Annotated in this window: 21 protein-coding genes; 8 read left to right on the plus strand and 13 right to left on the minus strand. The window is 64.8% G+C overall.

Translation table 11 applies throughout. The features are described from left to right. Window positions 1–31: 31 nt before the first annotated feature. From ASE39_RS00870 to ASE39_RS00885, 4 genes are read right to left on the minus strand one after another with little or no spacing between them, the layout of a single operon-like run. Window positions 32–1,066, minus strand: a complete 1,035-nt coding sequence (locus ASE39_RS00870; protein ID WP_181147570.1) for an ABC transporter permease — start codon at window positions 1,064–1,066, stop codon at window positions 32–34. A 5-nt stretch (window positions 1,067–1,071) separates the two neighbouring features. Next, the gene (locus ASE39_RS00875; protein WP_057269907.1) at window positions 1,072–2,586 is read right to left on the minus strand and encodes a sugar ABC transporter ATP-binding protein; all 1,515 of its coding nucleotides are present in this window, start codon (window positions 2,584–2,586) and stop codon (window positions 1,072–1,074) included. 13 nt (window positions 2,587–2,599) lie between these two features. Beyond that, window positions 2,600–3,469 (minus strand): amidohydrolase family protein, encoded by an 870-nt coding sequence (locus ASE39_RS00880; RefSeq protein ID WP_057269908.1) that lies wholly within the window; start codon window positions 3,467–3,469, stop codon window positions 2,600–2,602. Window positions 3,470–3,503: 34 nt separating this feature from the next. Beyond that, window positions 3,504–4,256: an SDR family oxidoreductase gene (locus ASE39_RS00885; RefSeq protein ID WP_057269909.1), complete on the minus strand. Its 753-nt coding sequence runs from the start codon at window positions 4,254–4,256 to the stop codon at window positions 3,504–3,506. A gap of 230 nt (window positions 4,257–4,486) precedes the next feature. On the opposite strand from ASE39_RS00885, the gene ASE39_RS00890 reads away from it, so the two are divergent. The 7 genes from ASE39_RS00890 (at window position 4,487) to ASE39_RS00920 (ending at window position 14,680) form a co-directional block, all read left to right on the plus strand. Then, a complete protein-coding gene (locus ASE39_RS00890; RefSeq protein WP_057226923.1) occupies window positions 4,487–5,248 on the plus strand; it encodes an IclR family transcriptional regulator in 762 nt (253 codons plus the stop codon). A 171-nt stretch (window positions 5,249–5,419) separates the two neighbouring features. Next, window positions 5,420–8,086, plus strand: a complete 2,667-nt coding sequence (locus ASE39_RS00895) for an FtsX-like permease family protein (RefSeq protein ID WP_057269910.1) — start codon at window positions 5,420–5,422, stop codon at window positions 8,084–8,086. A 228-nt stretch (window positions 8,087–8,314) separates the two neighbouring features. Further along, window positions 8,315–9,013, plus strand: a complete 699-nt coding sequence (locus ASE39_RS00900) for an IPTL-CTERM sorting domain-containing protein (protein ID WP_242421336.1) — start codon at window positions 8,315–8,317, stop codon at window positions 9,011–9,013. Window positions 9,014–9,040: 27 nt separating this feature from the next. Further along, entirely contained in the window at window positions 9,041–10,111 is a 1,071-nt protein-coding gene (locus tag ASE39_RS27240) for a hypothetical protein (RefSeq protein WP_057269911.1), read from the plus strand. A 1,196-nt stretch (window positions 10,112–11,307) separates the two neighbouring features. Beyond that, window positions 11,308–12,378, plus strand: a complete 1,071-nt coding sequence (locus tag ASE39_RS00910; protein WP_057269912.1) for a glycosyltransferase — start codon at window positions 11,308–11,310, stop codon at window positions 12,376–12,378. Window positions 12,379–12,413: 35 nt separating this feature from the next. Beyond that, window positions 12,414–13,487 carry a PLP-dependent cysteine synthase family protein gene (locus tag ASE39_RS00915; RefSeq protein WP_199864224.1) on the plus strand — a complete coding sequence of 358 codons (1,074 nt, stop codon included), beginning with the start codon at window positions 12,414–12,416 and terminating at the stop codon, window positions 13,485–13,487. A 113-nt stretch (window positions 13,488–13,600) separates the two neighbouring features. After that, window positions 13,601–14,680 (plus strand): carotenoid 1,2-hydratase, encoded by a 1,080-nt coding sequence (locus ASE39_RS00920; RefSeq protein ID WP_057270286.1) that lies wholly within the window; start codon window positions 13,601–13,603, stop codon window positions 14,678–14,680. 57 nt (window positions 14,681–14,737) lie between these two features. On the opposite strand, the gene ASE39_RS00925 is transcribed toward ASE39_RS00920, so the two are convergent. The 5 genes from ASE39_RS00925 to ASE39_RS00945 form a co-directional block, all read right to left on the minus strand. Then, window positions 14,738–15,739, minus strand: a complete 1,002-nt coding sequence (locus ASE39_RS00925; protein WP_010463954.1) for a branched-chain amino acid ABC transporter permease — start codon at window positions 15,737–15,739, stop codon at window positions 14,738–14,740. 12 nt (window positions 15,740–15,751) lie between these two features. Continuing rightward, complete coding sequence (locus tag ASE39_RS00930) at window positions 15,752–16,636, minus strand: branched-chain amino acid ABC transporter permease (protein ID WP_010463953.1); 885 nt, start codon at window positions 16,634–16,636, stop codon at window positions 15,752–15,754. 134 nt (window positions 16,637–16,770) lie between these two features. Then, entirely contained in the window at window positions 16,771–17,967 is a 1,197-nt protein-coding gene (locus ASE39_RS00935; RefSeq protein ID WP_057269913.1) for an ABC transporter substrate-binding protein, read from the minus strand. A gap of 57 nt (window positions 17,968–18,024) precedes the next feature. Next, on the minus strand, window positions 18,025–18,738 hold the full coding sequence (locus tag ASE39_RS00940) for an ABC transporter ATP-binding protein (RefSeq protein ID WP_010463951.1): 714 nt from the start codon (window positions 18,736–18,738) through the stop codon (window positions 18,025–18,027). After that, window positions 18,738–19,508 (minus strand): ABC transporter ATP-binding protein, encoded by a 771-nt coding sequence (locus tag ASE39_RS00945; RefSeq protein WP_057269914.1) that lies wholly within the window; start codon window positions 19,506–19,508, stop codon window positions 18,738–18,740. Before ASE39_RS00945 ends, ASE39_RS00940 begins: the two co-directional genes overlap by 1 nt. A 443-nt stretch (window positions 19,509–19,951) precedes the next feature. Between ASE39_RS00945 and ASE39_RS00950 the strand changes: the two genes are divergently transcribed. Continuing rightward, a complete protein-coding gene (locus ASE39_RS00950; protein ID WP_057270287.1) occupies window positions 19,952–21,766 on the plus strand; it encodes an ABC transporter transmembrane domain-containing protein in 1,815 nt (604 codons plus the stop codon). Between the two features lie 164 nt (window positions 21,767–21,930). Here the strand turns inward: ASE39_RS00950 and ASE39_RS00955 are convergent, their stop codons facing one another. Genes ASE39_RS00955 through ASE39_RS00970 form a run of 4 tightly spaced genes read right to left on the minus strand, consistent with a single transcriptional unit; the run spans window position 21,931 to window position 25,757 of the window. Then, on the minus strand, window positions 21,931–22,416 hold the full coding sequence (locus tag ASE39_RS00955) for a DUF1178 family protein (protein WP_057269915.1): 486 nt from the start codon (window positions 22,414–22,416) through the stop codon (window positions 21,931–21,933). A gap of 24 nt (window positions 22,417–22,440) precedes the next feature. Next, window positions 22,441–22,749 carry a DUF2818 family protein gene (locus ASE39_RS00960; protein ID WP_029414081.1) on the minus strand — a complete coding sequence of 103 codons (309 nt, stop codon included), beginning with the start codon at window positions 22,747–22,749 and terminating at the stop codon, window positions 22,441–22,443. A gap of 25 nt (window positions 22,750–22,774) precedes the next feature. Continuing rightward, window positions 22,775–24,268 (minus strand): NADH-quinone oxidoreductase subunit NuoN, encoded by a 1,494-nt coding sequence (gene nuoN / locus ASE39_RS00965; protein WP_010463946.1) that lies wholly within the window; start codon window positions 24,266–24,268, stop codon window positions 22,775–22,777. Window positions 24,269–24,281: 13 nt separating this feature from the next. Next, the gene (locus ASE39_RS00970) at window positions 24,282–25,757 is read right to left on the minus strand and encodes an NADH-quinone oxidoreductase subunit M (protein WP_010463945.1); all 1,476 of its coding nucleotides are present in this window, start codon (window positions 25,755–25,757) and stop codon (window positions 24,282–24,284) included. Between the last annotated feature and the right edge of the window lie 7 nt (window positions 25,758–25,764).

Consider the following 25,764-nt stretch of genomic DNA (forward strand, 5'->3'; position numbering starts at 1 on the left):
TGGGAAAAGCGGAACTCGGGATGGACGGCCCTCAGCGGCTGCGGCGCCGCAGGATGTCGGTGTAGACGGCCAAAATGATGATGGCGCCCGTGACCACGGTCTGCCACTCCTGCGCCACGGACATGATGCGCAGCCCGTTGGTCAGCACGCTCATGATGAAGGCGCCGATGATGGTTCCAAGGATGGTGCCGGTGCCTCCGGCCAGCGAGGTGCCGCCGATGACCACCGCCGCGATGGCGTCCAGCTCGTAGCCCTGCCCCAGCGCGGGCTGCGCCGAATTCAGTCGCGAGGCAATCAGCAGCCCGGCAATGCCGCAGATGCCGCCGCTGACCGAATAGACGACGATCTTCCAGAAGTCGACGTTCACCCCGGACAGGCGCACAGCCTCTTCGTTGCTGCCGAGGGCAAAGGTGTAGCGGCCCAGCATGGTCTTGTTCAGAACGAAACTGGCCGCCACCGCCACGACGAAGAGGATCAGCACCGCGTTGGGAATGGGCAGCGACGGTAGCAGCTCGCCGATCAGCGAGTCCTGCGAGATGGCGCTGAAGCCTTCGGTGTCGTTGAAGTAGATGGGCTTGGTGCCCGAGATCACGAGCGACAGCCCCTTGAGCAGCATCATCATGCCCAGCGTGGCAATGAAGGGCGGGATCTTGAGCTTGGCGATCAGCACGCCCGAGATGAACCCGCACAACGCCCCCGAGAGGATGGCCGCCGCAATGCCCAGGGGCAGCGGCAACCCCAGGTAGGTCAGCACCACCCCGGCCATCACGGCGCTGAAGGTCATCAGCGTGCCCACCGACAGGTCGATGCCCGAAGTGATGATGACGAAGGTGCAGGCAATGGCAAGCACACCATTGACGGCCGTGGCCTGCAGGATGCTCACCATGTTGTCGGCCTTGAGGAAGTTGCCGGACGCGGCCGTGAAGAACGCCATCAGCGCGAGCAGGCTGGCGAAGGCCAGCAGCTTTTGCCGCGTCTCGGCGCGAAACAGCCGCTCTTTGATCGCGGCCCAGGGGCCGGCCTTCGATGCAGTGGGCGTCGTCAATGTTGGTGTGGCTTTTGGCATGGTCTTCAGTTCGTCAACGTGGTGGGCCGCCGGGTGGCGAGTTCCATGATCCGTTCCTGGGTGGCATCGGCGGCCGAAAGCTCGCCGGTGATGCGTCCCTCGCACATCACCAGCACGCGGTGCGACAGGCGCAGCACCTCGGGCAGCTCGGAAGAGATCACGACGATGGCCTTGCCCTGCTCGGCCAGGGCGTTCAGGAGCTTGTAGATCTCGGCCTTGGCGCCGACATCGATGCCGCGCGTGGGCTCATCGAAGAACAGGATGTCGCAGTCGCGCAGCAGCCATTTGGCGATGACGATCTTTTGCTGGTTGCCGCCGGAAAGCAGGCGCACCTGCTGCTGCACCGAAGGCGTCTTGATGCCCAGCTGGCGCACGTATGCTTGCGCCGTGCTGCGCAGGGCGGCCTGGTCCAGGACGATGCCGCCCCGCGCAAAGGAGCGCATGGACGACAAGGCGATGTTGGTCTCGACGTCGAGCCCGGTGGCCAGGCCAAAATGCTTGCGGTCTTCCGACAGATAGCCGATGCCCAGCGCCACCGCCTGCTGCGGCGAACGGATGGTGACGCGCTGGCCCCGCACATGGATTTCGCCAGCGTCGATGGGGTCCGCACCAAAGATGGCCCGCGCCACCTCGGTGCGCCCCGCGCCCATCAGCCCGGCAAAGCCCAGGATTTCGCCGCGCCGCAGCTCAAAGCCCACATCCACGATGGCTGCCTTGCGGCACAGCCCCCGCACCTGCAGCACAACCTCGTTGCCCGTGGTGTCGGGCACGTGCTTTTCCAGGGCTTCGAGCTGGCGGCCGACCATCATGCCGATGATGCTGTCCACGCTGGTCGACGCCATGGGCACGGTGGCGATGGTCTGGCCATCGCGCATCACCGTGACCCGGTCGGCGATCTGCTGCAGCTCGTCCATCTTGTGCGAGATGTAGACGATGCCCACGCCCTCGGCCCTGAGCTGGCGGATGATGCGAAACAGGTCGGCGACTTCTTCGTTGTTCAGCGCGGCGGTCGGCTCGTCCATGATGAGCACCCGCGACTGGAACGACAGCGCCTTGGCGATCTCGACCATCTGCTGCTTGGCCACCGTGAGCTCGCCCACCAGCGTGCGCGGGTCGAGCTGAAGGTTCAGGCGCTCGAAGATGGCACGCGCCTGGGCGTTGAGCGCGTCCTCGTCCAGCACCAGGCCCAGCCTGTGGCGCGGCTCGCGGCCGATGAAGATGTTCTGCGCGGCGCTCAGGTGGTTCATCAGGTTGAGCTCCTGGTGAACGATGCCGATGCCCAGCGCCTGGGCGGCGCGCGGGCTGCCGATGTCAGCGGGCAGCCCGCTCACCAGCACCTCGCCGTCATCGCGCGGGTAGATGCCGGACAGCACCTTCATCAGGGTGGACTTGCCCGCGCCGTTCTCGCCCATGAGGGCATGGACTTCGCCGGGCATGAGTTCGAAGCGCGCCTTGTCCAGCGCCCGCACGCCGGCAAAGGCCTTGGACAGGTTGCGGATCTCGATGAGCGGAGATGTCATGGCTGCCTGGGCCTCATGCAATGCCATAAAAGCGCTGTGCGGTGCTGCGCCACACCGCGTCCTGGTCGGCCGGCGGCAACTGGCCGATCAACACGCCGGCGGTGGCCAGCCATTGGTCATAGCTGCTGGCCAGCGTGACCACGGGCCAATCGCTGCCCCACATCAGCCGCGTCGGGCCGAATCCTTCGAGCAGCGCATCCCACACCGGCCGCACTGCGGCCACACAGGCCTCGGCCGATGTGCGCTGCTGTGGCTGCAGCTCGGTCAGCAGGCCCGAAAACTTGCAGTGCACGCGCGGCAGTGCCGCCAGCTCGGCCATGCAGCGGCGCCACAGGGGTGCCCAGTCGGCATGCCAACCCTGGGCCAGCTGCGGCTTGGCAGCGTGGTCCACCACGACCTGCAGGTCGGGCCAGGCGTGCAAGAAGCGCAGCAGCGATGGCAGGTGCTCGGGCTTGACCAGCGCATCCACGCGCAAGCCCAGCCGAATCAGTGCCTGCACGGCGTCTGCACGCGGCGCGCGCTCGATCCAATCGACGTCCGGCAGGTCCTGCAGCATGGGGCGCACGCCCTTGAACTGCGGGTGCCGCGCCAGCGCCTCCAGCGTGGCGGCCGCGTCGCTGCGGCTCAGGTCTACCCAGCCGACCACACCGCCGATGAAGTCATGCTCTGCGGCCAGGCCCAGCAAAAATTCGGTTTCGGCCACCGAGTCGGCCGCCTGAACGAGCACGGTGCGGACGGTGCCGGTGGCGTTCAGCGTGGGCTCCAGGTCGGCCGGCACAAACGCACGCAACAGCGGCGCAAGCGCGGGCTCATCGGCACGCAGCCAGGTGTAGTCACCGCGTGCTGGGTTCCAGAAGTGCTGGTGCGAGTCGATGCGCGTCATGGGCAGGGCTACCGGTGCTGAATGGCGTTGCCGCTCAGATGGTCACGCCACCGTCGACGAGCACCGCTTGCCCCGTCACGAAGCGCGACTCGTCGCTCAGCAGGTACACCACCTGGGGGGCGATGTCGTCCACCGTCGCCAGGCGGCCCAGCGGCTGGCGCGCGATGAAGTCCTTCTCGGCCTGCACCGGGTCGGCAGCGCCCGCGATGCGCTCGCGCAGGGATGGCGTGTCCACCGTGCCCGGGCACAGCGCATTGCAGCGCAGGCCCACGCGGGCGAAATCCGCCGCGATCGACTTGCTCATGCCGATGACGGCAGCCTTGCTGGCGCCATAGACGAACCGGTTCGGGAAGCCTTTGATCGACGAGGCCATCGAGGCCATGTTCACGATGGAGCCACTGGTGCCCGCGCGCTCCATCCGGGCCAGCATGCCCGGCAGGAAGGCCCGCGCCACGCGGTAGGCCCCTTTGACGTTGAGGTCCATGCTGAAGTCCCACGCTGCCTCGTCGCATTCAAGCACGCTGCCGTTGTGCACGTAGCCCGCGCAATTGAAGAGCCCGTCCAGCGCAGGCAGCTGCGCAGCCAGGGCCACCACGGCAGCGCTGTCGCGCACATCCAGCACATGGGTCGTGAGCCCGGCGCCATCCTGGGCCAGCCGCGCCAGCAAGGCTGGATTGAGGTCGGTGGCGATGACCTGAGCGCCTTCGCGGGCACAGGCCAGTGCGCTGGCGCGGCCAATGCCTTGGCCAGCGGCGGTGATCAGGATGGTTTTGCCTTGCAGTCTCATGGAGTACCTTTGGTCTGTAACTTCATATATGAACTGTTTGTTCATTAGAAAATAATGTACAAAGGCGACAACTGCCATCCAATCAGTGCTTACCCTGCCCTGGCCGATGTCCCGCGACCGGGATACCCTCTGGTAAGGTGAGGCCGCTTTTTCTGCGCGCTGACCGGCGCCAAGGGACACTCCATTCCGCCCCTCTGAATCCGTAGCGCTGCAAGCACTCCTTTTTCTCCATGACAGAACCCAACGACCGCTACCGCGCCCCCGCCCTCGACAAAGGGCTGGACATCCTCGAGCTGCTGGCAGAGCAGCCGCACGGCCTGACACGCGCCGAGATCGTGAAGGCCATGGGCCGCGGGCCGAGCGAGATCTACCGCATGCTCGAGCGCCTGGTCGCGCGGGACTACGTCACGCGGTCGCAGCAAGGCGACCGCTATGCGCTCAGCCTCAAGCTGTTTGTGCTGGGGCACCGGCACCCGCCCATCGAAAGGTTGGTGGCGCAGGCCCTGCCTGCGATGGAAGCCTTTGCCACGGCGGCCGAGCAGTCGTGCCACCTGGGCATTTACAACCGGGGCAACATCACCGTGGTGGCGCAGGTCAATGGCCCGGGCAACTGGGGGCTGTCCATCCGGCTCGGGGTGCGGGTGAGCCTGATCGATACCGGATCGGGCCATGTGGTGCTGGCGTTTCAGTCCGAGCAGCGCCGCACCGAAATGCTGGCAGAACACGACGCGCTGGAGGGTGAGGTGCCCATGCCGGAGGCCGAGCTGCAGGCCATTCTGGACCGCATCCGCACGCTGGGACACTGGCAAGGCGACAGCCAGCAGGCCTATGGCGTCACGGACATTTCGATGCCCATCCTCGGGCCCCAGGGGCATGCACTGGCCGTGCTCACCTGCCCCTTCATCCGGCGCATTGATCGCCATGTCGGCTCGGACCTGGACACCGCCCGCGAACTGCTGGCACGCGCGGCGACCGGGCTGTCACTGCGCTAGACAAGCGGTACAAGAGAGCGTTCATGGTTGGCACTTCTGACAAGGAATGCCAACTACCGGGCCGAGGCTGGCCTGGGCATCCAAGCCAAGCACCAACCCGGCAACCCAGCGGTCGGGTTGCCATGCGACGTTCATCCGCCGGATCCGCTAGGCGCCCCGCCAGCAGCCACAATGCAGGCCATGCTTGCGCTGCTTCGCACCTTCTCCTGGCAGGACCTGCGCCACCACCCCTGGCGCAGTGCTGCGGCAGTGGCGGCGGTGATGCTGGGCGTGGCGCTGGCGTTTGCGGTGCATGTGATCAACGCGTCTGCGCTGGATGAATTCTCCCAGGCCGTGCGAGCCGTCAACGGGCAACCTGACCTGGAGCTTCGGGCCATGCAGGGTAGTTTGCCTGAGGCACTGTACGGGCAGCTTGCCACCCATCCGCAGGTGGCACGCGCCAGCCCGCTGCTGGAGCTGTCGGCCGTGGCGCGGGCCCTGCGGCAGGGGTCGGGTACGGCGACCGTACCCACTCCACCCCCCACGCCACTGCGCGTGCTGGGCGTGGACGCCCTGTTGCTGCCCGCCATGGCCCCCGCGCTCATGCCACAGCCCTGGGCGGGCGCCGACCGGCTCGCCCTCTTTGCACCGGCCACGGTGTTCCTCAATACAGCAGCGCTGCAGGCTCTGGGCCTGCCCACCACGCCCCCCACCTCGGCAGAACCGTCGCCACGGTTGCTGCTGCAGGCCGGGCTGCAGCAATGGCCGGTGCGCGTTGCCGGCACGGTGGCTGCGGGGGGTGCACCGCTGGCAGTGATGGACATCGGTGCCGCACAAGACCTGTTTGGCCGCGCCGGCCAGCTCAGCCGCATTGACCTGCAGCTACAGCCCGGCACCGACCGCAGCGCGTGGGAGCAGGCCGTGCGCGCCCTGCCCGGCTGGCCGGCGCAGGTGGTGTTTGCGCAGCCGGGCGACGCGGCGCAGCGCATCAGCAACCTGTCGCGCGCCTACCGGGTCAACCTCACGGTGCTGGCGCTGGTGGCCTTGTTCACGGGCGCATTTTTGGTGTTCTCGGTGCTGGCGCTCAGCGTGGCACAGCGTGCGCCGCAGTTTGCGCTGCTGGCCGTGCTGGGCGCCACACCGCGCCAGCGCCTGGCGCTGGTGCTGGCCGAATCCGCCGTGCTGGGCGTGGTGGGCAGCGCCGCCGGCATCGCCCTGGGTACAGCCCTGGCCGCCGCTGCGCTGCGGCTGCTGGGGGGCGACCTGGGCGGCGGCTACTTTGCAGGGGTGCAACCGGTGCTGCAGTGGAGCGCGCCAGCAGCCCTGGCCTATGGCGCACTGGGCGTGCTGGCAGCACTGGTGGGTGGCTGGTGGCCCGCGCGCGCCGCGCAGACGCTGCCGCCCGCGCAAACCTTGAAAGGCCTGGGCACAGTGTCCAGCCAGGCGGGCCAAGGCTGGATTGGTATCATTTTGATAGCTATTGGCGCAATACTGACTAGCGCACCACCCGTTTTTGGCATACCACTGGCCGCCTACCTGGCCATCGGCCTGCTGCTGGTGGGTGGCATTGCCGTGCTGCCCTGGGCCATGGCCTGGCTACTGCACCGCCTGCAGCCGCTAGCCGCACGCCACGCCCTGGCGCTGCTGGCACTGGAGCGCGCTCGGCGCATGCGTGGCACGGCCGCTATCGCGGTAGGCGGGGTGGTGGCCAGCCTGAGCCTGGCCGTCGCGCTGACGGTGATGGTGTCAAGCTTTCGTGGCTCGGTCACGCAGTGGCTGGACGCTGTGCTGCCATCGCCCCTGTATGTGCGCTCGGCCCTGGGTGCGCCGGGCAGCGAGGCCGCACTGCTGCCGGCAGGCTTCGCCGAGTCAGTCGCACAGTTGCCCGGCCTCGCGCGTGTGCAAGCCCTGCGCGCCAGCCCGCTGCAGCTCGACGCCACGCGCCCCGCGCTCATGGTCATCAGCCGCCCGCTGGGCACCGACCCCGCCCGCCACCTGCCCCTGGTGGGCGAAGCCCTGCCCGTGCCCGCCGGGCGTACTGGCGTCTACGTCAGCGAGGCGGTGGTGGACCTGTATGGACTGCGCCCCGGCATGGAGTGGCCCGCACTTTCTGATGCTTTTATCCCCCTGGCGCTTGATAGAAAAGCGCAAACAGCTATCTTTTACATAGCAGGCGTGTGGCGCGACTATGCACGGCAGTCGGGCGCCGTGGCGATGGACCGCGCCGTGTGGCTGCGCCTGACGGGCGACGCCCGCACCAGCGACCTGGCGCTGTGGCCCGCAGAAGAGATCAACATCACGGCGTTGCAGGATGCGATCCGCGCAGTGGCGGCAGCCCAGGCGGGCCGTGTGCCCCCGGCCCGGGACGGCACCAGCGCGGCGGATGAGGCCCTGGTGGAATTCGTCTCGGTGGGCGCGATCCGCGAGCGCTCGCTGCGCATTTTTGACCGCAGCTTCGCCGTCACCTACTGGCTGCAGGCCGTGGCCATCGGCATCGGCCTGTTTGGTGTGGCCGCCAGCTTCAGCGCCCAGATTCTGGCGCGCCGCAAGGAGTTTGGCCTGCTCGCCCACCTGGGTCTGACGCGCCGCCAGATCCTGGCCGTGGTGGCTGGCGAGGGCGCTGCCTGGACTGGCGTGGGCGCGGCCGCAGGCTTGCTGCTGGGCCTGGCCGTATCGGTGGTCTTGGTGCACGTGGTCAACCCGCAAAGCTTTCACTGGACCATGGACCTCAGCCTGCCCACCGGGCGCCTGCTGGGCTTGTGTGTGGCCGTGGTCGCCTCGGGCACGGTGACGGCGTGGCTGGCAGGGCGGGCTGCGGCTGGGCGCGATGCGGTGATGGCGGTCAAGGAAGATTGGTGAACGGCGGGCGGTCTGTCAAGTTCCGATAGTTTGGTTAAAAATTGTTTGCAATCCCTGCAGATTTTGATAATCATCCATCACCAATCAAACCCGATCCCGGGGTTGCCAGCCATACCGGCGCACCGTGCCAACAGCCAGCAGCCCCATGTCCAGCCACCCTGATTCAAGACCAGACGCGCCGCCTCTTGGCCCCACAAAGAGGGCCGCCGCGCAACCCGAGGGAGTTCAATGAAATCGATATTTCGCCAAATGGCAGCCATGGCTGCGCTTTGCTGCGGCCTGGTAGCACCTGCCTGGGCACAATTCACCATCCCTGCTGGAAGTTCATTCGATGTGCCCGGCGGCTCTATCGACATGGGGTGCCTCCCCGTGCAGGTAGAGGGCTCCCTGAACATCATTACGGGCCAGTTCTCGACCAGCGGCAACCTCAACGTCGCTGGCACGGGCGTGTTCAACGGTGGCTCCGGTCTGCTGACCGTGGGCGGTGACCTGAGCAGTTCGGGCACTTTCAATCCCGGGTCCGGCACGGTGGCGCTCACGGACGGTTGCACCGGCAACACGAGCCAGCTGTCGGGCACGCTGGTGTTCCAGAACCTGACCCTGAGCAGCACCACGGGCCGCACCTTCGTCATTCCAGCCGGCACCAACATCACCGTGCTGGGCACCTTGACGCTGCAGGGCGCACCGGGACAAAACATCCAGCTGATCTCCTCTGGCGGCGGCACGGCAGTCATCAACCTGGGCCCGGGTGCCACGGTGAACCAGGCCTTCACATCCCTGGCGGGCAATGTGCAGATCGGCGGCGCTGCGGTGGCGACCAACATCCCCACGCTGAGCGAATACGGCCTGATGCTGCTGGCACTGCTGATGGGCATGGCGCCCTTCTGGCAGCGCCAACGCCACGTCGCAGCCGCTCCACGCAGCTGAGTTTTCAGGCCTCCACAGATCTCCACCATGAAATACCTGCCTCACTCTCTGCGCCTGATCGGAGCCCTGGGCGCCGCCTATGCCCTGCACAGCCCGGTAGCCCTGGCCGCCGACATCTCCGCCACGGTGCCGAGCGGCGGCGGGTTTGTGATCAAGAACTCCACGGGCACTCAGGAGCGTTTTCGCGTGCAGGACAGCGGCGAAGTGCTGGCCCCGGGCCTGAGCGGCGCCACGCCCAATACCAGCCTCACCTGCTTTGACAGCCCCACCGGTCGGCTTGGGCCCTGCGCCGCAGGCATTGGCTCCGGTGCGACAGGTGCTACCGGGCCCACAGGGCCCACAGGCGCGACCGGTGCCACCGGCGCAGGTGCTACTGGCGCCACGGGTGCAACGGGACCGGCGGGCGCGGTGGGAGCCACTGGCGCCGCAGGCCCCACTGGCGCCACCGGGGCCGCCAGCGCCGTGCAGGGCCCCACAGGTGCCCAAGGCCCCGCCGGCCCTACCGGCCCCACTGGTGCAGACAGCTCCGTCGCCGGGCCCACGGGCGCCCAGGGGATTCAAGGGGTTCAAGGCGCCACAGGCCCTGCGGGGGCGACGGGCGCTACCGGGGCAGCTGGTGCAGCCGGCGGCGGCCTGGGGGTTCGAGACAACAGCAGCACCAGCCTTGGCACGGTCATCGACATATCCGTGAGCAGCCAGTCCTATGTGGCCGTCATGACGTCCACCAAGCACTACGTCAAGCTACGCTTCAACGGAACGATCCAAAACGAGTCTTCCATTTATTTTGTGTCGACCGACTGCACAGGCACACCGTATGGCGGCAGCGGGGGTACTTCGAGCAACCAGCGCTTTGCGAAGACCGTGGTCTACCGATCGACAGGGCAGCTCTATACGCTGTCCAACCCCGACGCCAACGGCCTGGCCACGCCTGTTTCGCAAGCCACGCTGGGTATCGACGTGAACTCCATCGAGGACAACGTGTCAGGAACTTGCACTACATCGGCTTCCACCCAGCACATGTTCCCGCTGACCTTGGTCACGCCTGCCAGCGTGGGGCTGCCGAACAGCATTGCGGCGCCGCTTTCGTTCACCCCTTGAGTACCGCAGGCCCGGGTTGAAGCGCTTGATCCTCCCCACGGGCGTGCCCATTGAGTTGCGGGCAACAACAGACTGCCCACGTAAAACGCGCCTTGAATCAGGGGCGCTCCGCAGCACGCAGTACGAATACGACGTTTGACCCCGAAGGTCCATGGCGCCTCACCCATCACCACCTTTAACACCCACCTGCCATGACACTTAGATTCCAACCCCTTCATCTGGTTGTCACCTTGGGCGCGGCATACGCTCTGTACAGCCCAGTGGCCCTGGCCGCCGACATCTCTGCCACGGTGCCGAGCGGCGGCGGGTTTGTGATCAAGAACTCCACGGGCACCCAGGAGCGTTTTCGCGTGCAGGACAGCGGCGAAGTGCGGGCCCCGGGCCTGAGCGGTGCAACGCCCAATACCAATCTCACCTGCTTTGATGGCCCCACGGGTCGCCTGGGGCCCTGCGCGGGGGGCATCGGCACCGGAGCTACCGGCGCAACCGGACCGACAGGCCCCACGGGAGCATTAGGCCCGACTGGACCTACCGGGGTCACGGGCGCTGCAGGCACTACCGGTACGACGGGTGCTACTGGACCTACCGGCGCCACCGGTGCAACTGGAGCTACCGGGGCCGGGGCTACTGGCGCGACCGGTGCGACCGGTGCGACAGGACCTGCAGGAGCCACGGGGGCCCTAGGAGCTATGGGCCCCATCGGTGCAACCGGGGCAGACAGCGTGGTACCCGGGCCACAAGGTATCCAGGGGATTCAAGGCCCGATAGGCCCCACCGGAGCCACGGGCGCCACAGGGGCTGGAACAGTGACATTGGCCACCGTCTCCAACAGCGACAGCTGGACTTTCGGCGGCATGGGTGATCCAGCTGGAGGTGACCAGGTCACGGTCACCGCAACTTGCTCAGTAGGAAAAACAGTGGTTAGTGGGGGCTGCCGCGCAACAGCAGGGGCCAACGGCAGCTATTTTGGAGGTGGCTACCCCTCTGCGGCCGACAAATGGACCTGTGAATACTCAATTTGGGGTGCACTGTCAGCGCAAGCTTATGCAATCTGCCAGTAGGATGCGTTGGCCTCCATCGCTCTTGCGCTGTACAAGAATGGCGCATCCACGGGACTGAGTTCAGACCGAACGCAAGGGGCTGCACGCCGTCTGGGGGGATACACACCCAGCCTCCAAATCCCTCGCTGAAGACATATGCCTCGCGTCGTCCTCAACATGATCGTCAAGAACGAGGCACCGGTCATCACCCGGTGCCTCGGCTCGGTCAAGCCCTTGATAGACCACTGGGTCATCGTGGACACGGGTTCCACCGATGGCACGCAAGACATCGTCCGCGATTTCATGCAAGGCGTTCCCGGCACGCTGTTCGAGCGCCCCTGGAAGAACTTTGCGCACAACCGCAACGAAGCACTGGAACTAGCGCGCCCCTATGGCGGCTATCTGCTCTTCATTGACGCCGATGAGCAACTGCGGGTGCCGTCAGGTTTTACCTGGCCCGCGCTCTCGGCCGACGGGTACACCCTGACCTGCCACATGGACGGCTGGGAGTACCAGCGCAACAGCCTTGTGGCCACACGCATCAGCTGGCGTTGGGAGGGCGTGTTGCACGAGTACCTGACCGCCAAGCAGCACGGCCCCTGGCAAACGCTGCAGGGGCCTGTCATCCACGTATCCCATGATGGTGCCCGTGCACGCGACCTGGAAACCTACCTGCGCGACATGGCCTTGCTGGAGCAGGCCGTGCGGGACGACCCCACGAACACGCGCAACGTCTTCTACCTGGCCCAGAGCTGCCGCGATGCGGGGAAGATCGAGCCCAGCCTGCAGTGGTACCAGCGCCGGGTGGATATGGGAGGCTGGGACGAAGAGCGCTGGTATGCACTGTTCCAGATCGCCGTGCTGCACGAACGTAACCAGGCCCCTGTTGCCACCGTGCGCGAGGCCTATCTGGCCGCCTACGCAGCCCGCCCCCAGCGTGCCGAGCCCCTGTGTGAACTGGCCCGCTACCACCGTGAGCGTGCCGAACATGCGCTGGCCACCGTGTTTGCCCTGCAGGCTTCGCAGATACCTCAGCCTCCCGACATTCTTTTTGTAGACACGCAGGTGTACGCCTGGCGTGCACTGGACGAACTGGCCGTGAGCGCCTTCTATACCCCCCACCGTGACCTGGGTCGCGCCGCTCTGCAACGTCTGCTGGCCGAGCGCCACTACCCGGCAGCCCAGGCCCAGCGCATTGAGGCCAACCAGGCGTTCTACGGCCTTTGACCACCCCTGCGGCACAGGCTAGGCGGGCTGCGACAATGCTGCCCATGCAGAAACAGCCCCCCGCTTCCCCCTGGCTTCACGAGGCCATCGCCCGCATCGAAGCTGACTACCAACGCAGCGCGGACACCCACCTGATCCCGCTGCGCCTGCCCGTTTTTGCCACGCACGGCATTGACCTGTACCTCAAGGACGAATCCACCCACCCCACGGGCAGTCTCAAGCACCGGCTGGCGCGGTCACTGTTTCTGTACGCGCTGTGCAATGGCTGGGTGCACGAGGGCTCGACCATCGTCGAGTCGTCCAGCGGCTCCACCGCCGTGAGCGAGGCCTACTTTGCGCGACTGCTCGGCCTGCCCTTTGTGGCCGTGATGCCGCGCAGCACCTCGCCCGAGAAAGTGGCGCAGATCGAGTTCCACGGCGGGCGCTGCCACTTTGTGGACAGCGCGGGCGCCGTGTACGAAGCCGCCCGCACCATTGCGGCGGAGACAGGCGGCCACTACATGGACCAGTTCACCTACGCCGAGCGCGCCACCGACTGGCGCGGCAACAACAACATCGCCGAGAGCATGTTCACGCAGATGGCGCGCGAGCCGCACCCGGTGCCGCGCTGGATCGTGGTGGGCGCGGGCACGGGGGGCACCAGCGCCACGATTGGCCGCTATGTGCGCTACCAGCGGCACACCACCGAGGTGTGTGTGGCCGACCCGGCAGGTTCGGTGTTCAGCGCCTACCACCGCACGGGGGATGCCGCACTGACGGCGCCCGGCTCGCGCATTGAAGGCATCGGCCGCCCGCGTGTGGAACCGAGTTTCATCCGCACGCTGGTGGACCGCATGGTGGATGTGGCCGATGTGGAATCCATCGCCGCAATGCGTGCGCTGTCGCAGCTGCTGGGGCGGCGCGTGGGGCCATCTACGGGCACCAACTTCGTCGCCATGCTCACGCTGGCCAGCGAGATGAGAGAGCGGGGCGAGCGTGGCTCGATCCTGTCGCTGCTGTGCGATGCAGGGGAGCGGTATCTGCCCACGTATTTCGATACCGAGTGGGTGGACCGCTCTTTCGGAGATTGTTCGGCAGCCCAGCAAAAAATCGACGCCCTCATCGGCTGACACCCGCAAAGCGCCCTGTGCCACCCGTCCCGCCACCAGTCCCTGCTGCGCCATCGCCCGCGGGCACCTTTGCCACACGCCGCCAGTGGCTGGCCATGCAGGTGCCACTGGGCATGGGAGGCCTGGGCGGCATGGCACTGACGCTGCTGCCCCAGGCCGCCCGCGCCCTGCCAGCACGCACACTGACCTTTCCGCGCGACCATGGCAGCCACCCGGAGCTACGCACCGAGTGGTGGTACATCACAGGCCATGTGCAGGCGCAGGGCAGGCCGTGGGGATTTCAGCTCACGTTCTTTCGCTCGCGGGTGGATGCCACGCAAAACCTGCAGTCTGCGTTTGCGGCCAAGCAACTGCTGTTCGCACACGCGGCCATCACCAATGTGCAGGGCCAGCGCCTGCTGCATGACCAGCGCATTGCGCGCGCAGGTTTTGGCGTGGCCCAGGCCAGCGAGGCCGACACCTCCATACGGTTGCAGGACTGGACGCTCGCGCGGAGCAATACGGCGCACAGCAAGCCAGACTTTCCGGTCAGCCGGTACACCGCCCAGATTGCAGGCAGCGAATTCGGCATGGACCTCCAATTCGACAGCACCCAACCGGTGCTGCTGCAGGGCCAGCAAGGCTTGTCGCGCAAGGGGCCCGATGCTGCACAGGCCAGCTATTACTACAGCCAACCACAACTCGCCGTGACCGGCACCCTGACAGTGGAGGGCAAGCGCATGGGCGTGAGCCCCGGCAGTGGTCGCGCGTGGATGGACCATGAATGGAGCGAGGCCCTGCTGCACCCCGAAGCCCAGGGCTGGGACTGGATCGGCATGAACCTGCGCGATGGCAGTGCGCTCACGGCGTTCCGCTTGCGCCGTGCAGATGGCTCGGCCCTGTGGGCCGGGGGTTCGTTGCGAACACCGGGCCAGCCGGTGCAGGTATTTGACGCGCAGGCCGTGGTGTTCACGCCCCAACGCATCTGGGCCAGCCCGCAGAGCGGGGCACGCTACCCGGTGCAGTGGCGGGTGCAGACGCCCGCAGGCGTCTTTGAGGTGCGCGCCTTGCTGGACAACCAGGAGCTGGACAGCAGTGGATCCACCGGGGCGATCTACTGGGAGGGTCTGTCCGACTTGATGGACAGCGCAGGGCAGCCCGTAGGCCGGGGCTACCTGGAGATGACCGGATATGCAAAACCGCTGCGCCTGTAAAGGCTGCAGCGGTTATTGATTGGGGGTTGAGGCCGCCCGGTATAAGCGGCCACAACGTCAGTGTTTGGCTGGGCCATCGGCACGGCGCTGTGCCAGCCAGGCGATGATCTCACCCATGATGCCGCGGCGAAACGCCAGTACGCAGACCACGAAAATAAGGCCCGTGACCATGGTGACTGACTCACCCAGCGTCTTGAACCACTCCACACTCGTCAGGGCGGCCAGCAGGTTGCCGAACTCACCAATCTTGTTTTCGAGCAGCACCACCACGGCCGAGCCGATGAGCGGCCCCGACAGGGTGCCCAGGCCCCCTACCAGCGTCATCAGGATGACCTGGCCCGAGGCGGTCCAGTGCACGTCCGACAGCGTGGCAAAGCCCAGCACCAAGGTCTTGAGCGAACCCGCCAGCCCCGCCAACGCGGCCGACAGCACGAAGGCGAGCAGCTTGAAGCGGTGGGTGTCATAGCCCAGCGAGATGGCACGGGGTTCGTTTTCCTTGATGCCCTTGAGCACCTGGCCAAACGGTGAATGGATGGTGCGCACGATGACAAGGAATGCCAGCACCACGATGACCAGCGCCACGTAGTACATGACCAGATCGCTTTGCAGATCAATCAGGCCAAAGAGCTTGCCGCGTGGCACGCCTTGGAGGCCATCTTCACCCCCGGTGAAGGGCGCCTGCAGGCAGACAAAGAACAGCATCTGCGCCAACGCGAGCGTGATCATTGAAAAATAGATGCCTTGGCGACGGATGGCCAGCCAGCCGAACAGCAGGCCCAGCAAGGCTCCGCCGAGCGTTCCCAGCAGCAGCCCCACTTCGGGCGTGAGCCCCCAGACCTTGATGGCATGCCCGGCCACATAGGCCGCCCCCCCCAGGAAGGCAGCGTGCCCGAAAGACAGCAGGCCGGTGTAGCCCAACAGCAGGTTGAACGCCGAAGCAAACAGTGCAAAGCACATGAGCTTCATCACAAAGATGGGATAGGCGCCAAGGAATGGCGCGGCAATCAGGGCCAGCAGCAGCAGCCCATAACCGATGGAGGCAGTGTTCTTGAGATTCATGCTGGCTGCCCCTTATTTCTCTTTGCCGAACAGGCCGGCGGGGCGGATGAGGAGAACGATGACCATGATGACAAACACCACGGTGGACGATGCTTCGGGATAGAAGACCTTGGTGAAGCCTTCGATGACGCCCAGCCCCAATCCCGTCAGGATGGAGCCCATGATGGAGCCCATGCCACCAATCACCACCACGGCAAACACCACGATGATGAGGTTCTGGCCCATCAGCGGCGTGACCTGGTACACCGGTGCAGCGAGCACACCGGCAAAGGCCGCGAGCGCTGCGCCGAAGGCATAGGTCAGTGTCACCATCACCGGCACGTTGATGCCGAAGGCTTCCACCAGGCGGGGGTTCTCGGTGCCGGCGCGCAGGTAGGCGCCCAGCTTGGTTTTTTCAATCACATACCAGGTGGCAAGACACACCACCACCGAGGCCACCACCACCCAGGCCCGGTAGTTGGGCAGGATCATGAAACCAAGATTGGTGGCACCTTCCAGCAGTTCTGGCGTGTCGTAGCCCAGGCCCGATACACCGTAGATGGAACGGAACACGCCTTCAATCAGCAGCGTGAGACCCAGTGTGAGCAACAGGCCATAAAGATGATCGAGCTTGTAGATCCAGCGCAGCAACAGGCGCTCGATCAACACCCCGAACAAGCCCACCACCAGCGGAGCCAACACCAGCATCCACCAGTAGTTGATGCCGAAGTAGTTCATGGCCATCCAGGTCATCAGGGCCCCCGTCATGAACAGCGCCCCATGGGCAAAGTTGATGACGTTGAGCAGGCCGAAGATCACGGCAAGTCCGAGGCTGAGAATGGCATAGAACGAGCCATTGACCAGCCCCAGAAGGAGCTGGCTCAGCAGGCCCGGCAATGAGACACCAAAGATTTCCATGGGAGGCAGCGGCAGGTGGTGGTGAACGGGTCAGTGCAGGGGGAGAAGAAGGCATCTGGTACGCGCCGTCGGGCTGCTGCGGCAAGCCCCAGGGTGCATGAACACCGTGGGCTTGCCGGTACCTTGTCAGCGGGCTATTTCCAGAGCGCGCACTTACTCTCGGCCTTGGTGGTGAACACCGAGTCGCCGGGCAGCTTCTTGATGAGCTTGTAGTAGTCCCAGGGCTTGGTGGACTCTGCGGGCTTCTTCACTTCCATTAGGTACATGTCATGCACATAGCGGCCATCGGCGCGCAACTGGCCCGATGCAAAGAAGTCGTTCATTTTCATGCCACGCCATGTGGTCATGACCTTTTCGGCGTCCACACTCTTGGCCGCTTCCACGGCCTTGAGGTAGTTCATCGTGGCGGAGTAGTCAGCCGCCTGGATTTCGGTGGGCATGCGCTTGGTCTTTTCGAAGAAGCGCGCCGCAAACTTGCGCGTGTCGTCGTTCAGATCCCAATACCAGCTGGTGGTGAACTGCAGGCCTTCGGTATTGCGCAGGCCCAGGCTGTGCACGTCGCTGATGAAGATCAGCAGGCCCGCGAGCTTCATGCTCTTGCCAATGCCGAACTCCTTGGCGGCCTTGATGGCATTGATGGTGTCACCCCCTGCATTGGCCAGGCCCAGGATCTGTGCCTTGGAATTCTGTGCCTGCAGCAGGAAGGATGAAAAGTCGGACGCGTTGAGCGGATGGCGCACGGTGCCCACCACGGTGCCGCCCTTGGCCTTGACCACCGTGCTGGTGTCGGCTTCCAGTGCATGACCAAACGCATAGTCCGCCGTGAGGAAGTACCAGGACTTGCCGCCGGTATCCACAATGGCAGAACCTGTGCCCTTGGCCAGCGCCACGGTGTCATACGCATAGTGCACGGTGTAGGGTGTGCACTGGTCATTGGTCAGCGCCGAGCTGGCAGCACCGTTGTTGATGTACACGCGCTTCTTCTCGGCAGCCACCTTGGCCGACGCGAGGGCTGTGCCGGAGTTGGTGCCGCCAAACAGCATGGTCAGGCCCTGGGTGTCGATCCACTCGCGTGCCTTGGAGGCTGCGATGTCGGCCTTGTTCTGGTGGTCAGCCGTCAGCAACTCAATGGGCATGCCCAGCACCTTGCCGCCAAAATCGTCAATCGCCATCTGGATGGCCACCGCACCGTTCTTGCCCTCCACATCGGCGTACAGGCTGGACATGTCGGTAATGAACCCGATCTTGACCTTGTCTTGCGCATGCGCGGCCGAGGTGGCCAGGCCGGCGGCGCCCAGCATCAGTGCCAGCACTTTGAGTTTGTTCTTCATGGATTGTCTCCTGTGGGTGTGGTTGAAGAAAACGGGAAGCAAGACTTCTGGGCGCGTTCAAACGCCCAGAAGTTCGGTGAGGACAGGCATCTTTTCTTCCAGCTCCGACGCACCGAATTTCTCCACGATGCGGCCATGCTCCATGACATAGAAGCGGTCTGCCAGCGGCGCGGCAAAGCGGAAGTTCTGCTCGACCATGACCACGGTGTAGCCCTTCTCGCGCAGCATGGTGATCATGCGGGCCAGGGCCTGCACGATGACGGGCGCCAGGCCTTCGGAAATTTCGTCGAGCAACAGCAGCTTGGCGCCAGTGCGCAGAATGCGGGCCACGGCCAGCATCTGCTGCTCGCCCCCAGAAAGGCGTGTGCCCTGGCTGTTCTTGCGCTCGGCCAGGTTGGGAAACATGGCGTAGATCTCCTGCACCGACATGCCGGGCGTGCCGGTCTTCAGTGCCGGGGGCAGGAGCAGGTTTTCTTCGCAAGAAAGGCTGGAGAAGATGCCGCGCTCTTCCGGGCAGTAGCCCACACCCAAGTGCGCGATGCGGTGCGTGGGCATGTTCACCGTTTCCACGCCGTGGATCTTGACCGACCCCTTGCGTGCACCGGTCAGACCCATGATGGCGCGCATGGTGGTGGTGCGGCCGGCACCATTGCGACCGAGCAGCGTGACCACCTCGCCGGGCTGCACGACGATGTTCACGCCATGCAGCACGTGCGATTCACCGTACCAGGCTTCGAGGTTCTTGATTTCGAGGGCGGGAGCGGCAGCCATCAATGCGCTCCCTGGAGTTGACCGTCGGTGGTGCCCATGTAGGCTTCCATGACTTGCGGGTTGTTCGAGACTTCTTCGTAGGGCCCTTCGGCCAGCACGGCGCCACGCTGCAGCACGGTAATGCGGTCTGCAATGGTCGAGATGACTTTCATGTTGTGCTCCACCATCAAAATGGTGCGGCCGATAGAGACCTTCTTGATCAGTTGCGTGACGCGATCCACGTCTTCATGGCCCATGCCTTGCGTGGGCTCATCGAGCAGCATCAGCTCGGGCTCCATGGACAGCGTGGTGGCGATCTCCAGCGCGCGCTTGCGGCCGTAGGGGAGATTCACGGTCACTTCGTCGGCCAGGTCTGCAAGCCCGACCTCGGTCAGCAGCTGCATGGCACGGTCGTCCAGCTGGCGCAGGGTGCGCTCGCTGCGCCAGAAGTGAAATGAGGTGCCAAGCTTGCGCTGCAGGCCCAGGCGCACGTTCTCCATCAGCGTGAGGTGGGGGAACACCGCCGAGATCTGGAACGAGCGGATCACGCCACGGCGGGCGATCTGCGCAGGCTGCTCGCGCGTGATGTCGTGCCCGTTGAAACGAATGGTGCCCGAAGTGGGCGTGAGAAACTTGGTCAGCAGGTTGAAGCACGTGGTCTTGCCTGCGCCGTTGGGACCAATCAGCGCATGGATGGAGCCCCGGCGGACCGCCAGGTTCACATCGCTGACGGCAGTGAAGCCCTTGAACTCTTTGGTCAGGCTGTGGGTTTCAAGAATGACGTCGCTCATTGCGCCTGGGTCGCTCCGTTGGGTGCTGAGGAAAAAAGCCTTGGCCGACAAGGTCTTCGTGCGTGCGTTGGGATCGCAGTGCATCGTATGCCCCCCTACCCTGCAGTAGATACTGGGACTAATGCCTATGTATAAACGCCTACGCTCCCGATACGGCAAGGCATGCCTGCGCGCCCCAGCCGGCCATGCACAGCCACTGCATCGCCCGTCCCCCATGGCTTTGTCCGGCTGCACCTGCGCGACGCAGTCTGTGATTTGCCCGTAGACACACGCCACCGCGACGGGCAAAACACTGACTTTTTTCTGACACCCGCCCTGCCGGTTGCACCATTTGGTGCCCGCTTGCGCAGGACCTGCGAAACCACCGTCGGAAAGCACCTGCCGGACGGGGGCCGATTCCCATGCCTTGGGCCTGCACACGGGTGCACCTCTACACTGCCCCCATGGCTTCTCCCCCCACCCAACCCACGCGCGGCGCCCCCCGCTCCCTGACCGGGCTGCTACCTTTTCTGCGACCGTACCGCACGCGCATCGCCTTGTCGGTAGTGTTCCTGGTGCTCGCGGCCCTCGCCACCCTGGCGTTTCCCCTCGCCCTGCGCAACCTGGTGGATGGTGGCCTGGTGAACGCCGACAAGGGCGCGCAGACCATGGCACTGCGCAATCACTTCGAGGCGCTGTTCGCAGTGGCGGTGGCACTCGGGGTGTTCTCCGCCGCGCGTTTTTACATGGTGAGCTGGCTGGGCGAACGGGTGACCGCCGACTTGCGCAATGCTGTGTACGGCCATGTGCTGCAGCAAAGCCCACAGTTCTTTGAAACCACCCAGACCGGCGAAGTGCTGTCACGCCTGACCGCCGACACCACGCTGGTACAGACCGTGGTGGGCTCATCCCTGTCGATGGGACTGCGCAATGCCGTCATGGGCGTGGGCGCGCTGGCAGTGCTGGTGTGGACCAACCCCTACGTGATGTCGGTGGTACTGCTGGCCGTGGTGCTGGTGGTGTTGCCGACCATGTGGATTGGCCGGCGCGTGCGGCGCCTGTCGCGCGACAGCCAGGACCGGGTTGCCGATTCGAGCGCCATTGCAGCCGAGGTGCTCAACGCCGTGCCGGTGGTGCAAAGCTATACCGCCGAACCCCGCGAGACCAGCCGCTTCATGCATGCCACCGAGAACGCGTTCCTGGTCGCCGTCAAGCGCTCCCGGGCTCGCGCTCTGCTGGTGGCCTTCATCATCATCGCGAACGCTGCACTGCTGCTCTGGGGGCTGTACCGGGGCACGGAGGCGGTGCTTGCGGGCAAGATGACCGCCGGACATCTGGGGCAGACGGTGGTGTACGTGATCCTGCTGGCCGGTGCCGTGGCCGTGCTGGGCGAGGTCTATGGCGACCTGCTGCGCGCAGCAGGCGCCACGGAGCGGCTGATGGAGTTGCTGGCGAGCCGATCGCCCGTGGCGGACCCGCCCCTGCCGCAAGACCTGCCTCTGTCTGACCGGGGCCTGGAGGTGGAATTTGAAAACGTTCTGTTCCACTATCCCTCCCGCCCTGACCAACCCGCCCTGCAGGACTTTTCACTGCGCCTGGCACCGGGCGAAACCGTGGCGCTGGTGGGCGCCAGCGGTGCCGGCAAGACCACCGTGTTCCAGCTGCTGCAACGCTTCTACGACGTAGACACCGGTGCGGACGGTCGGGACCAGGGTGCCATCCGCCTCAACGGTGTGGACATCCGCCAACTGCGGCTGGAAACCCTGCGCTCGCACACGGGCACCGTGCCGCAGGACGCCGTGATCTTCTCCGCCTCGGCCATGGACAACATCCGATACGGGCGCCCTCAGGCCACGGACGAAGAAGTCATGGCGGCCACACGCGCTGCATTTGCGCACGACTTCCTCATGGCACTGCCCGAGGGCTATGGCACTTTCCTGGGAGAACGGGGCGTGCGGCTGTCCGGTGGCCAGCGCCAGCGCATTGCCATCGCCCGGGCGATGCTCAAAAACCCGCCCCTGCTGCTGCTGGACGAAGCCACGAGTGCGCTGGACGCCGAAAGCGAACGCATGGTGCAGGCGGCGCTGGACACCGCCATGCAGCGCCATACGGGACGCCGCACCACGCTGGTCATTGCCCACCGGCTGGCCACTGTGCAGAACGCGGACCGCATTGTGGTGCTGGAACATGGGCGCATCGTGGAGCAAGGCACCCACACGGCCCTGCTGGCGCGGGGCGGCGTCTACGCCCGCTTGGCGGCTCTGCAGTTCACGGTGTAGGTCCAACAAGCGGCATTGCCATCGCCAGGGGCTTCAAGGGACTCGGGTCCGCACTACATTCGGCGCAATTCAGTTGATATTAAATTGATAGCAACAACTATTTATCAGACAAGCGCCAGGCAGCAAAAAGACTGATATTTTTGGTGGCACCAAAGGCCGGACAGCTACTGGAGGGTTTCCTTGGCGGCGGCGGGCAGCGGCAAGGGCATGACGGCGATGCCCTCCTCCAGCAACTCCATCGCTTCGCCCGGAGTGGCCTGTCCTCGAATCGCGCGTTCCTGAACTTCGCCGTGGTGCATGCGCCGCGCCTCCTGCGCAAAATGCGCGCCCACATCCTCGGTATTTGCCACGATCTTGCGGGCCAGCTCCAGCCAGGCGGCTTGCAGCACAGGGGAAAGGGCCGGAGAGGTTCCGACCTGAAGGGTGCCGCCCTCGGATGAAGCTGACGGCCTGGGCTCAACCGATGCGGAAGATGGCGCGCGGGCACCCAGGTTCAAACGGGGGGCGCTCAAGCGCTTTTCAATGTGATCGTCGGCACACAGCGGACATTGCACCAAACCGCGCTGCTTCTGGCTCTGAAAGTCGTCTTCCGACGCGAACCAGCCTTCAAAGACATGGCCCAGCTGGCATTGGAGATCAAGGACCTTCATGGCAATACCAAGATGCGCAGGCCATCAACCGTGGCGGCGCAGCAGGTAACGATAGACAAAACCCGGAAAGGCCAGCGTGAGAAACAACGTCCCGGTGATCGCATAGAACTCCCAGCCTTGCGGCGCAATCTGCCCGGCCCTGCGCTCCAGCAGCAGCGCCAGGCCACCCACCAGAAAGTACAGCAGGATGAGCTCGGCAAGACGGCCCACCAGCGGCTTGCGCGGAGCCGCAGCCACAGGCCCCACCGCTAACCAGCGGTGGTTTACAAATGGCAGATTGGCAGCGATGAAGGCTGCCACAATGACCAGCCAGACGGACCCGGTAAGCGACACAGGAGCAGCAGAAAGCGGATAAGGCTCAGGTTGCCAACGCGCGCACAACAGCGTCAGCGCAGAGGGCCATCAGGCCACCGGGCAAAAGGCCCAGCACCAGAAGGAGCGCGCCATTGAGGGTCAGCACGACACGCACATCCACTGGTGCGGAGACGCTCGAAGCCGTCAGCGGTGCATCGAAGTACATGACCTTGACGACCCGCAGGTAGTAGAACGCGCCAATCAACGACATGATCACTGCGAACACCGCCATCGCGATGTAAAGGCTCTGGCCTGAGGCCACCAACGCCTGCAGCACGGCCAGCTTGGCGTAGAAACCCACCAGCGGAGGAATACCGGCCATGGAGAACAGGCACACGGCCATCACGCCAGCGTAGAGCGGGCTGCGCTGGTTGAGGCCGGCAAAGTCTGAAATCTCTTCGCTCTCGAAGCCTTCACGGGCCAGCAGCAAAATCACGCCGAAGGCCGCCAGGGTGGTGAGCACATAGGTCACCACGTAGAACATCGAGGCGCTGTAGGCATTCTCCACAGCGGTGGCATCCACATTGCCATTCACCACACCCGACATCAGGCCCAGCAGCACAAAGCCCATCTGTGAAATCGTGGAGTACGCCAGCATGCGCTTCAGATTGGTCTGCGCAATGGCCGCAAGGTTGCCCACGAGCAGCGAACCAATGGCCAGCACCGCCAGCATCTGTTGCCAGTCGATCGCCAGGGGCAGCAAGCCGTCCACCAGCAGGCGGATGGTGATGGCAAATGCTGCCAGCTTGGGCGCGCCACCGATCATGAGCGTGACCGCCGTGGGAGCGCCCTGGTACACGTCGGGGATCCACATGTGGAAAGGCACCACACCCAGCTTGAAAGCCAGGCCAGCCACCACGAAGACGAGGCCGAACACCAGCACCTGATGGCGGATCTGGCCCGAATTGACCGCCTTGAACACCTGGCCGATATCGAGCGAGCCGGTGGCGCCATAGATCATGGACAGACCGTACAGCAGGAAACCGCTGGCCATGGCGCCCAGCACGAAATACTTCATGGCCGCTTCGGTGGCCGTGGCGTTGTCGCGGCGCAGGGCCACGAGCGCGTAGCTTGACAGCGTCAGCAGCTCCAGGCCCAGATAGATCACGAGAAAGTTGTTGCCCGAGATCATGATGAACATGCCCAGCAGCGCGAACATCGAAAGCGTGAACATTTCACCACCGCGCAGCATGCCGCGATCCGCCGCATAGGGGCGCCCGTAAACCAACGTGATCATCATGGCCACGGTGGCAAAACACTTGAGCCAGTTGCCCATGGCGTCGCTGACCACCATGTTGCCAAAACCGTAGAAGGTATTGCCACTGCTGGCATACATCGCCTGCAGACCTGCCACCACGGCCAGCGTCAGCAGGGTCAGTACGTAGGTAGCAGTGCGGCGGGCGCTGTGCACGCCCAGATCGACCAGCGCAATCACGCAGGCCATGGTCAACAGCACGATTTCGGGGTAAATCGCGAGCCAGCTGATGTTGTCAATCATCTTCTTGAATCTCTTAGTTCAGCTTGGACAGCGCAACGTGCTTAAGCAGCTCCGCCACCGAGGTGTCCATCACGTCCGTGAACGGACGGGGATACAGGCCCATGGCCAGCACGGCGATGCCCAGCAGGGCGAGCACCAGGAATTCGCGGCTGTCGATGTCCGTCAGGCCCTTGACGTTGTCATTGCCCACAGGCCCCAGGTACACGCGCTTGAACATCCACAGCGTGTAGGCGGCCCCAAAGATCAGCGCGGTGGCGGCAGCCAGTCCGATCCAGAAGTTGGCCTTGACGGCGCCAAGGATCACCATCCACTCGCCCACAAAACCGGCAGTGCCCGGCAGGCCGCAATTGGCCATCGCAAACAGCAGTGCAAACGCCGTGAAGTTGGGCATGGTGTTGACCACGCCACCATAGGCAGCGATCTCGCGGGAGTGCACGCGGTCGTAGAGCACGCCGATGGAAAGGAACATCGCACCCGAGACGAAGCCGTGGGCAATCATCTGCACCAGACCGCCGGAGACGCCCAGGTCGTTGAAGATGAAGAAACCCAGGGTCACAAAGCCCATGTGCGCCACGGACGAGTACGCCACCAGCTTTTTCATGTCCTTCTGGACCATGGCCACGAGGCCCACGTAGATCACGGCGATCAGCGACAGCGCGATCATCAGCCAGGCCCATTCGCGCGAGGCGTCGGGGGCGATAGGCATCGAAAAGCGCAGGAAGCCGTAGGCGCCGAGCTTCAGCATGATGGCCGCCAGCACGGCGGAGCCGCCAGTGGGCGCCTCCACGTGCACGTCGGGCAGCCAGGTGTGCACCGGCCACATGGGCACCTTCACGGCGAAAGCCGCAAAGAAGGCAAAGAACAACAGAGTCTGCGCCGTGCGGCTCAGAGGCAACTGGTGCCACGTGGCAATGTCAAAGCTGCCACCCGACTGGTTGTACAAGAAAATCAGCGCGATCAGCATGAGCAGCGAGCCGAGCAGCGTGTACAGGAAGAACTTGAACGCCGCGTAGATCTTGTTGGGACCGCCCCAGATACCGATGATCAGGTACATCGGAATCAGCGTGGCTTCGAAGAACACGTAGAACAGCATGCCGTCCAACGCCGTGAACACGCCAACCATGAGGCCCGACAGGATCAGGAACGCCCCCATGTACTGGTTGACGCGCTCGGTGATGGACTCCCACGAAGCCACAACCACGATGACCGTGATGAACGCCGTCAGCGGCACGAACCAGAACGAGATGCCGTCCACACCCAGGTGGTAATGGACATTGAAACGCTCGATCCAGGCAGCCTTCTCGACAAACTGCATCGCCGCCGTGCCCAACTGGAAGCCGTCGTACAGGGGCAGTGTCACCAGGAAGCCAATCACAGCCCCCACCAACGCCAGCCAGCGCACCGCGCGGGCATGCTCATCCCGCCCAATGGCCAGCAGCAGCACACCGAAGGCAATCGGTGTCCAGATTGCAAGACTCAACAGACCCATTTGTTGT

This window comes from Acidovorax sp. Root267, from assembly GCF_001429215.1.
Lineage (GTDB): Bacteria > Pseudomonadota > Gammaproteobacteria > Burkholderiales > Burkholderiaceae_C > Acidovorax > Acidovorax radicis.

Excerpts from the sequence above, each read along its gene's own strand:
- ASE39_RS00870 (WP_181147570.1), bottom strand. The coding sequence starts at position 1,066 with ATGCCAAAAGCCACACCAACATTGACGACGCCCACTGCATCGAAGGCC.
- ASE39_RS00925 (WP_010463954.1), bottom strand. The coding sequence starts at position 15,739 with ATGAATCTCAAGAACACTGCCTCCATCGGTTATGGGCTGCTGCTGCTG.
- ASE39_RS00950 (WP_057270287.1), top strand. The coding sequence starts at position 19,952 with ATGGCTTCTCCCCCCACCCAACCCACGCGCGGCGCCCCCCGCTCCCTG.
- ASE39_RS00875 (WP_057269907.1), bottom strand. The coding sequence starts at position 2,586 with ATGACATCTCCGCTCATCGAGATCCGCAACCTGTCCAAGGCCTTTGCC.
- ASE39_RS00915 (WP_199864224.1), top strand. The coding sequence starts at position 12,414 with ATGCTGCCCATGCAGAAACAGCCCCCCGCTTCCCCCTGGCTTCACGAG.
- ASE39_RS00935 (WP_057269913.1), bottom strand. The coding sequence starts at position 17,967 with ATGAAGAACAAACTCAAAGTGCTGGCACTGATGCTGGGCGCCGCCGGC.
- ASE39_RS27240 (WP_057269911.1), top strand. The coding sequence starts at position 9,041 with ATGAAATACCTGCCTCACTCTCTGCGCCTGATCGGAGCCCTGGGCGCC.
- ASE39_RS00920 (WP_057270286.1), top strand. The coding sequence starts at position 13,601 with ATGGGAGGCCTGGGCGGCATGGCACTGACGCTGCTGCCCCAGGCCGCC.
- ASE39_RS00900 (WP_242421336.1), top strand. The coding sequence starts at position 8,315 with ATGAAATCGATATTTCGCCAAATGGCAGCCATGGCTGCGCTTTGCTGC.
- ASE39_RS00930 (WP_010463953.1), bottom strand. The coding sequence starts at position 16,636 with ATGGAAATCTTTGGTGTCTCATTGCCGGGCCTGCTGAGCCAGCTCCTT.
- ASE39_RS00945 (WP_057269914.1), bottom strand. The coding sequence starts at position 19,508 with ATGAGCGACGTCATTCTTGAAACCCACAGCCTGACCAAAGAGTTCAAG.
- ASE39_RS00970 (WP_010463945.1), bottom strand. The coding sequence starts at position 25,757 with ATGGGTCTGTTGAGTCTTGCAATCTGGACACCGATTGCCTTCGGTGTG.
- ASE39_RS00880 (WP_057269908.1), bottom strand. The coding sequence starts at position 3,469 with ATGACGCGCATCGACTCGCACCAGCACTTCTGGAACCCAGCACGCGGT.
- ASE39_RS00885 (WP_057269909.1), bottom strand. The coding sequence starts at position 4,256 with ATGAGACTGCAAGGCAAAACCATCCTGATCACCGCCGCTGGCCAAGGC.
- ASE39_RS00895 (WP_057269910.1), top strand. The coding sequence starts at position 5,420 with ATGCAGGCCATGCTTGCGCTGCTTCGCACCTTCTCCTGGCAGGACCTG.
- ASE39_RS00890 (WP_057226923.1), top strand. The coding sequence starts at position 4,487 with ATGACAGAACCCAACGACCGCTACCGCGCCCCCGCCCTCGACAAAGGG.
- nuoN (WP_010463946.1), bottom strand. The coding sequence starts at position 24,268 with ATGATTGACAACATCAGCTGGCTCGCGATTTACCCCGAAATCGTGCTG.
- ASE39_RS00940 (WP_010463951.1), bottom strand. The coding sequence starts at position 18,738 with ATGGCTGCCGCTCCCGCCCTCGAAATCAAGAACCTCGAAGCCTGGTAC.
- ASE39_RS00955 (WP_057269915.1), bottom strand. The coding sequence starts at position 22,416 with ATGAAGGTCCTTGATCTCCAATGCCAGCTGGGCCATGTCTTTGAAGGC.
- ASE39_RS00910 (WP_057269912.1), top strand. The coding sequence starts at position 11,308 with ATGCCTCGCGTCGTCCTCAACATGATCGTCAAGAACGAGGCACCGGTC.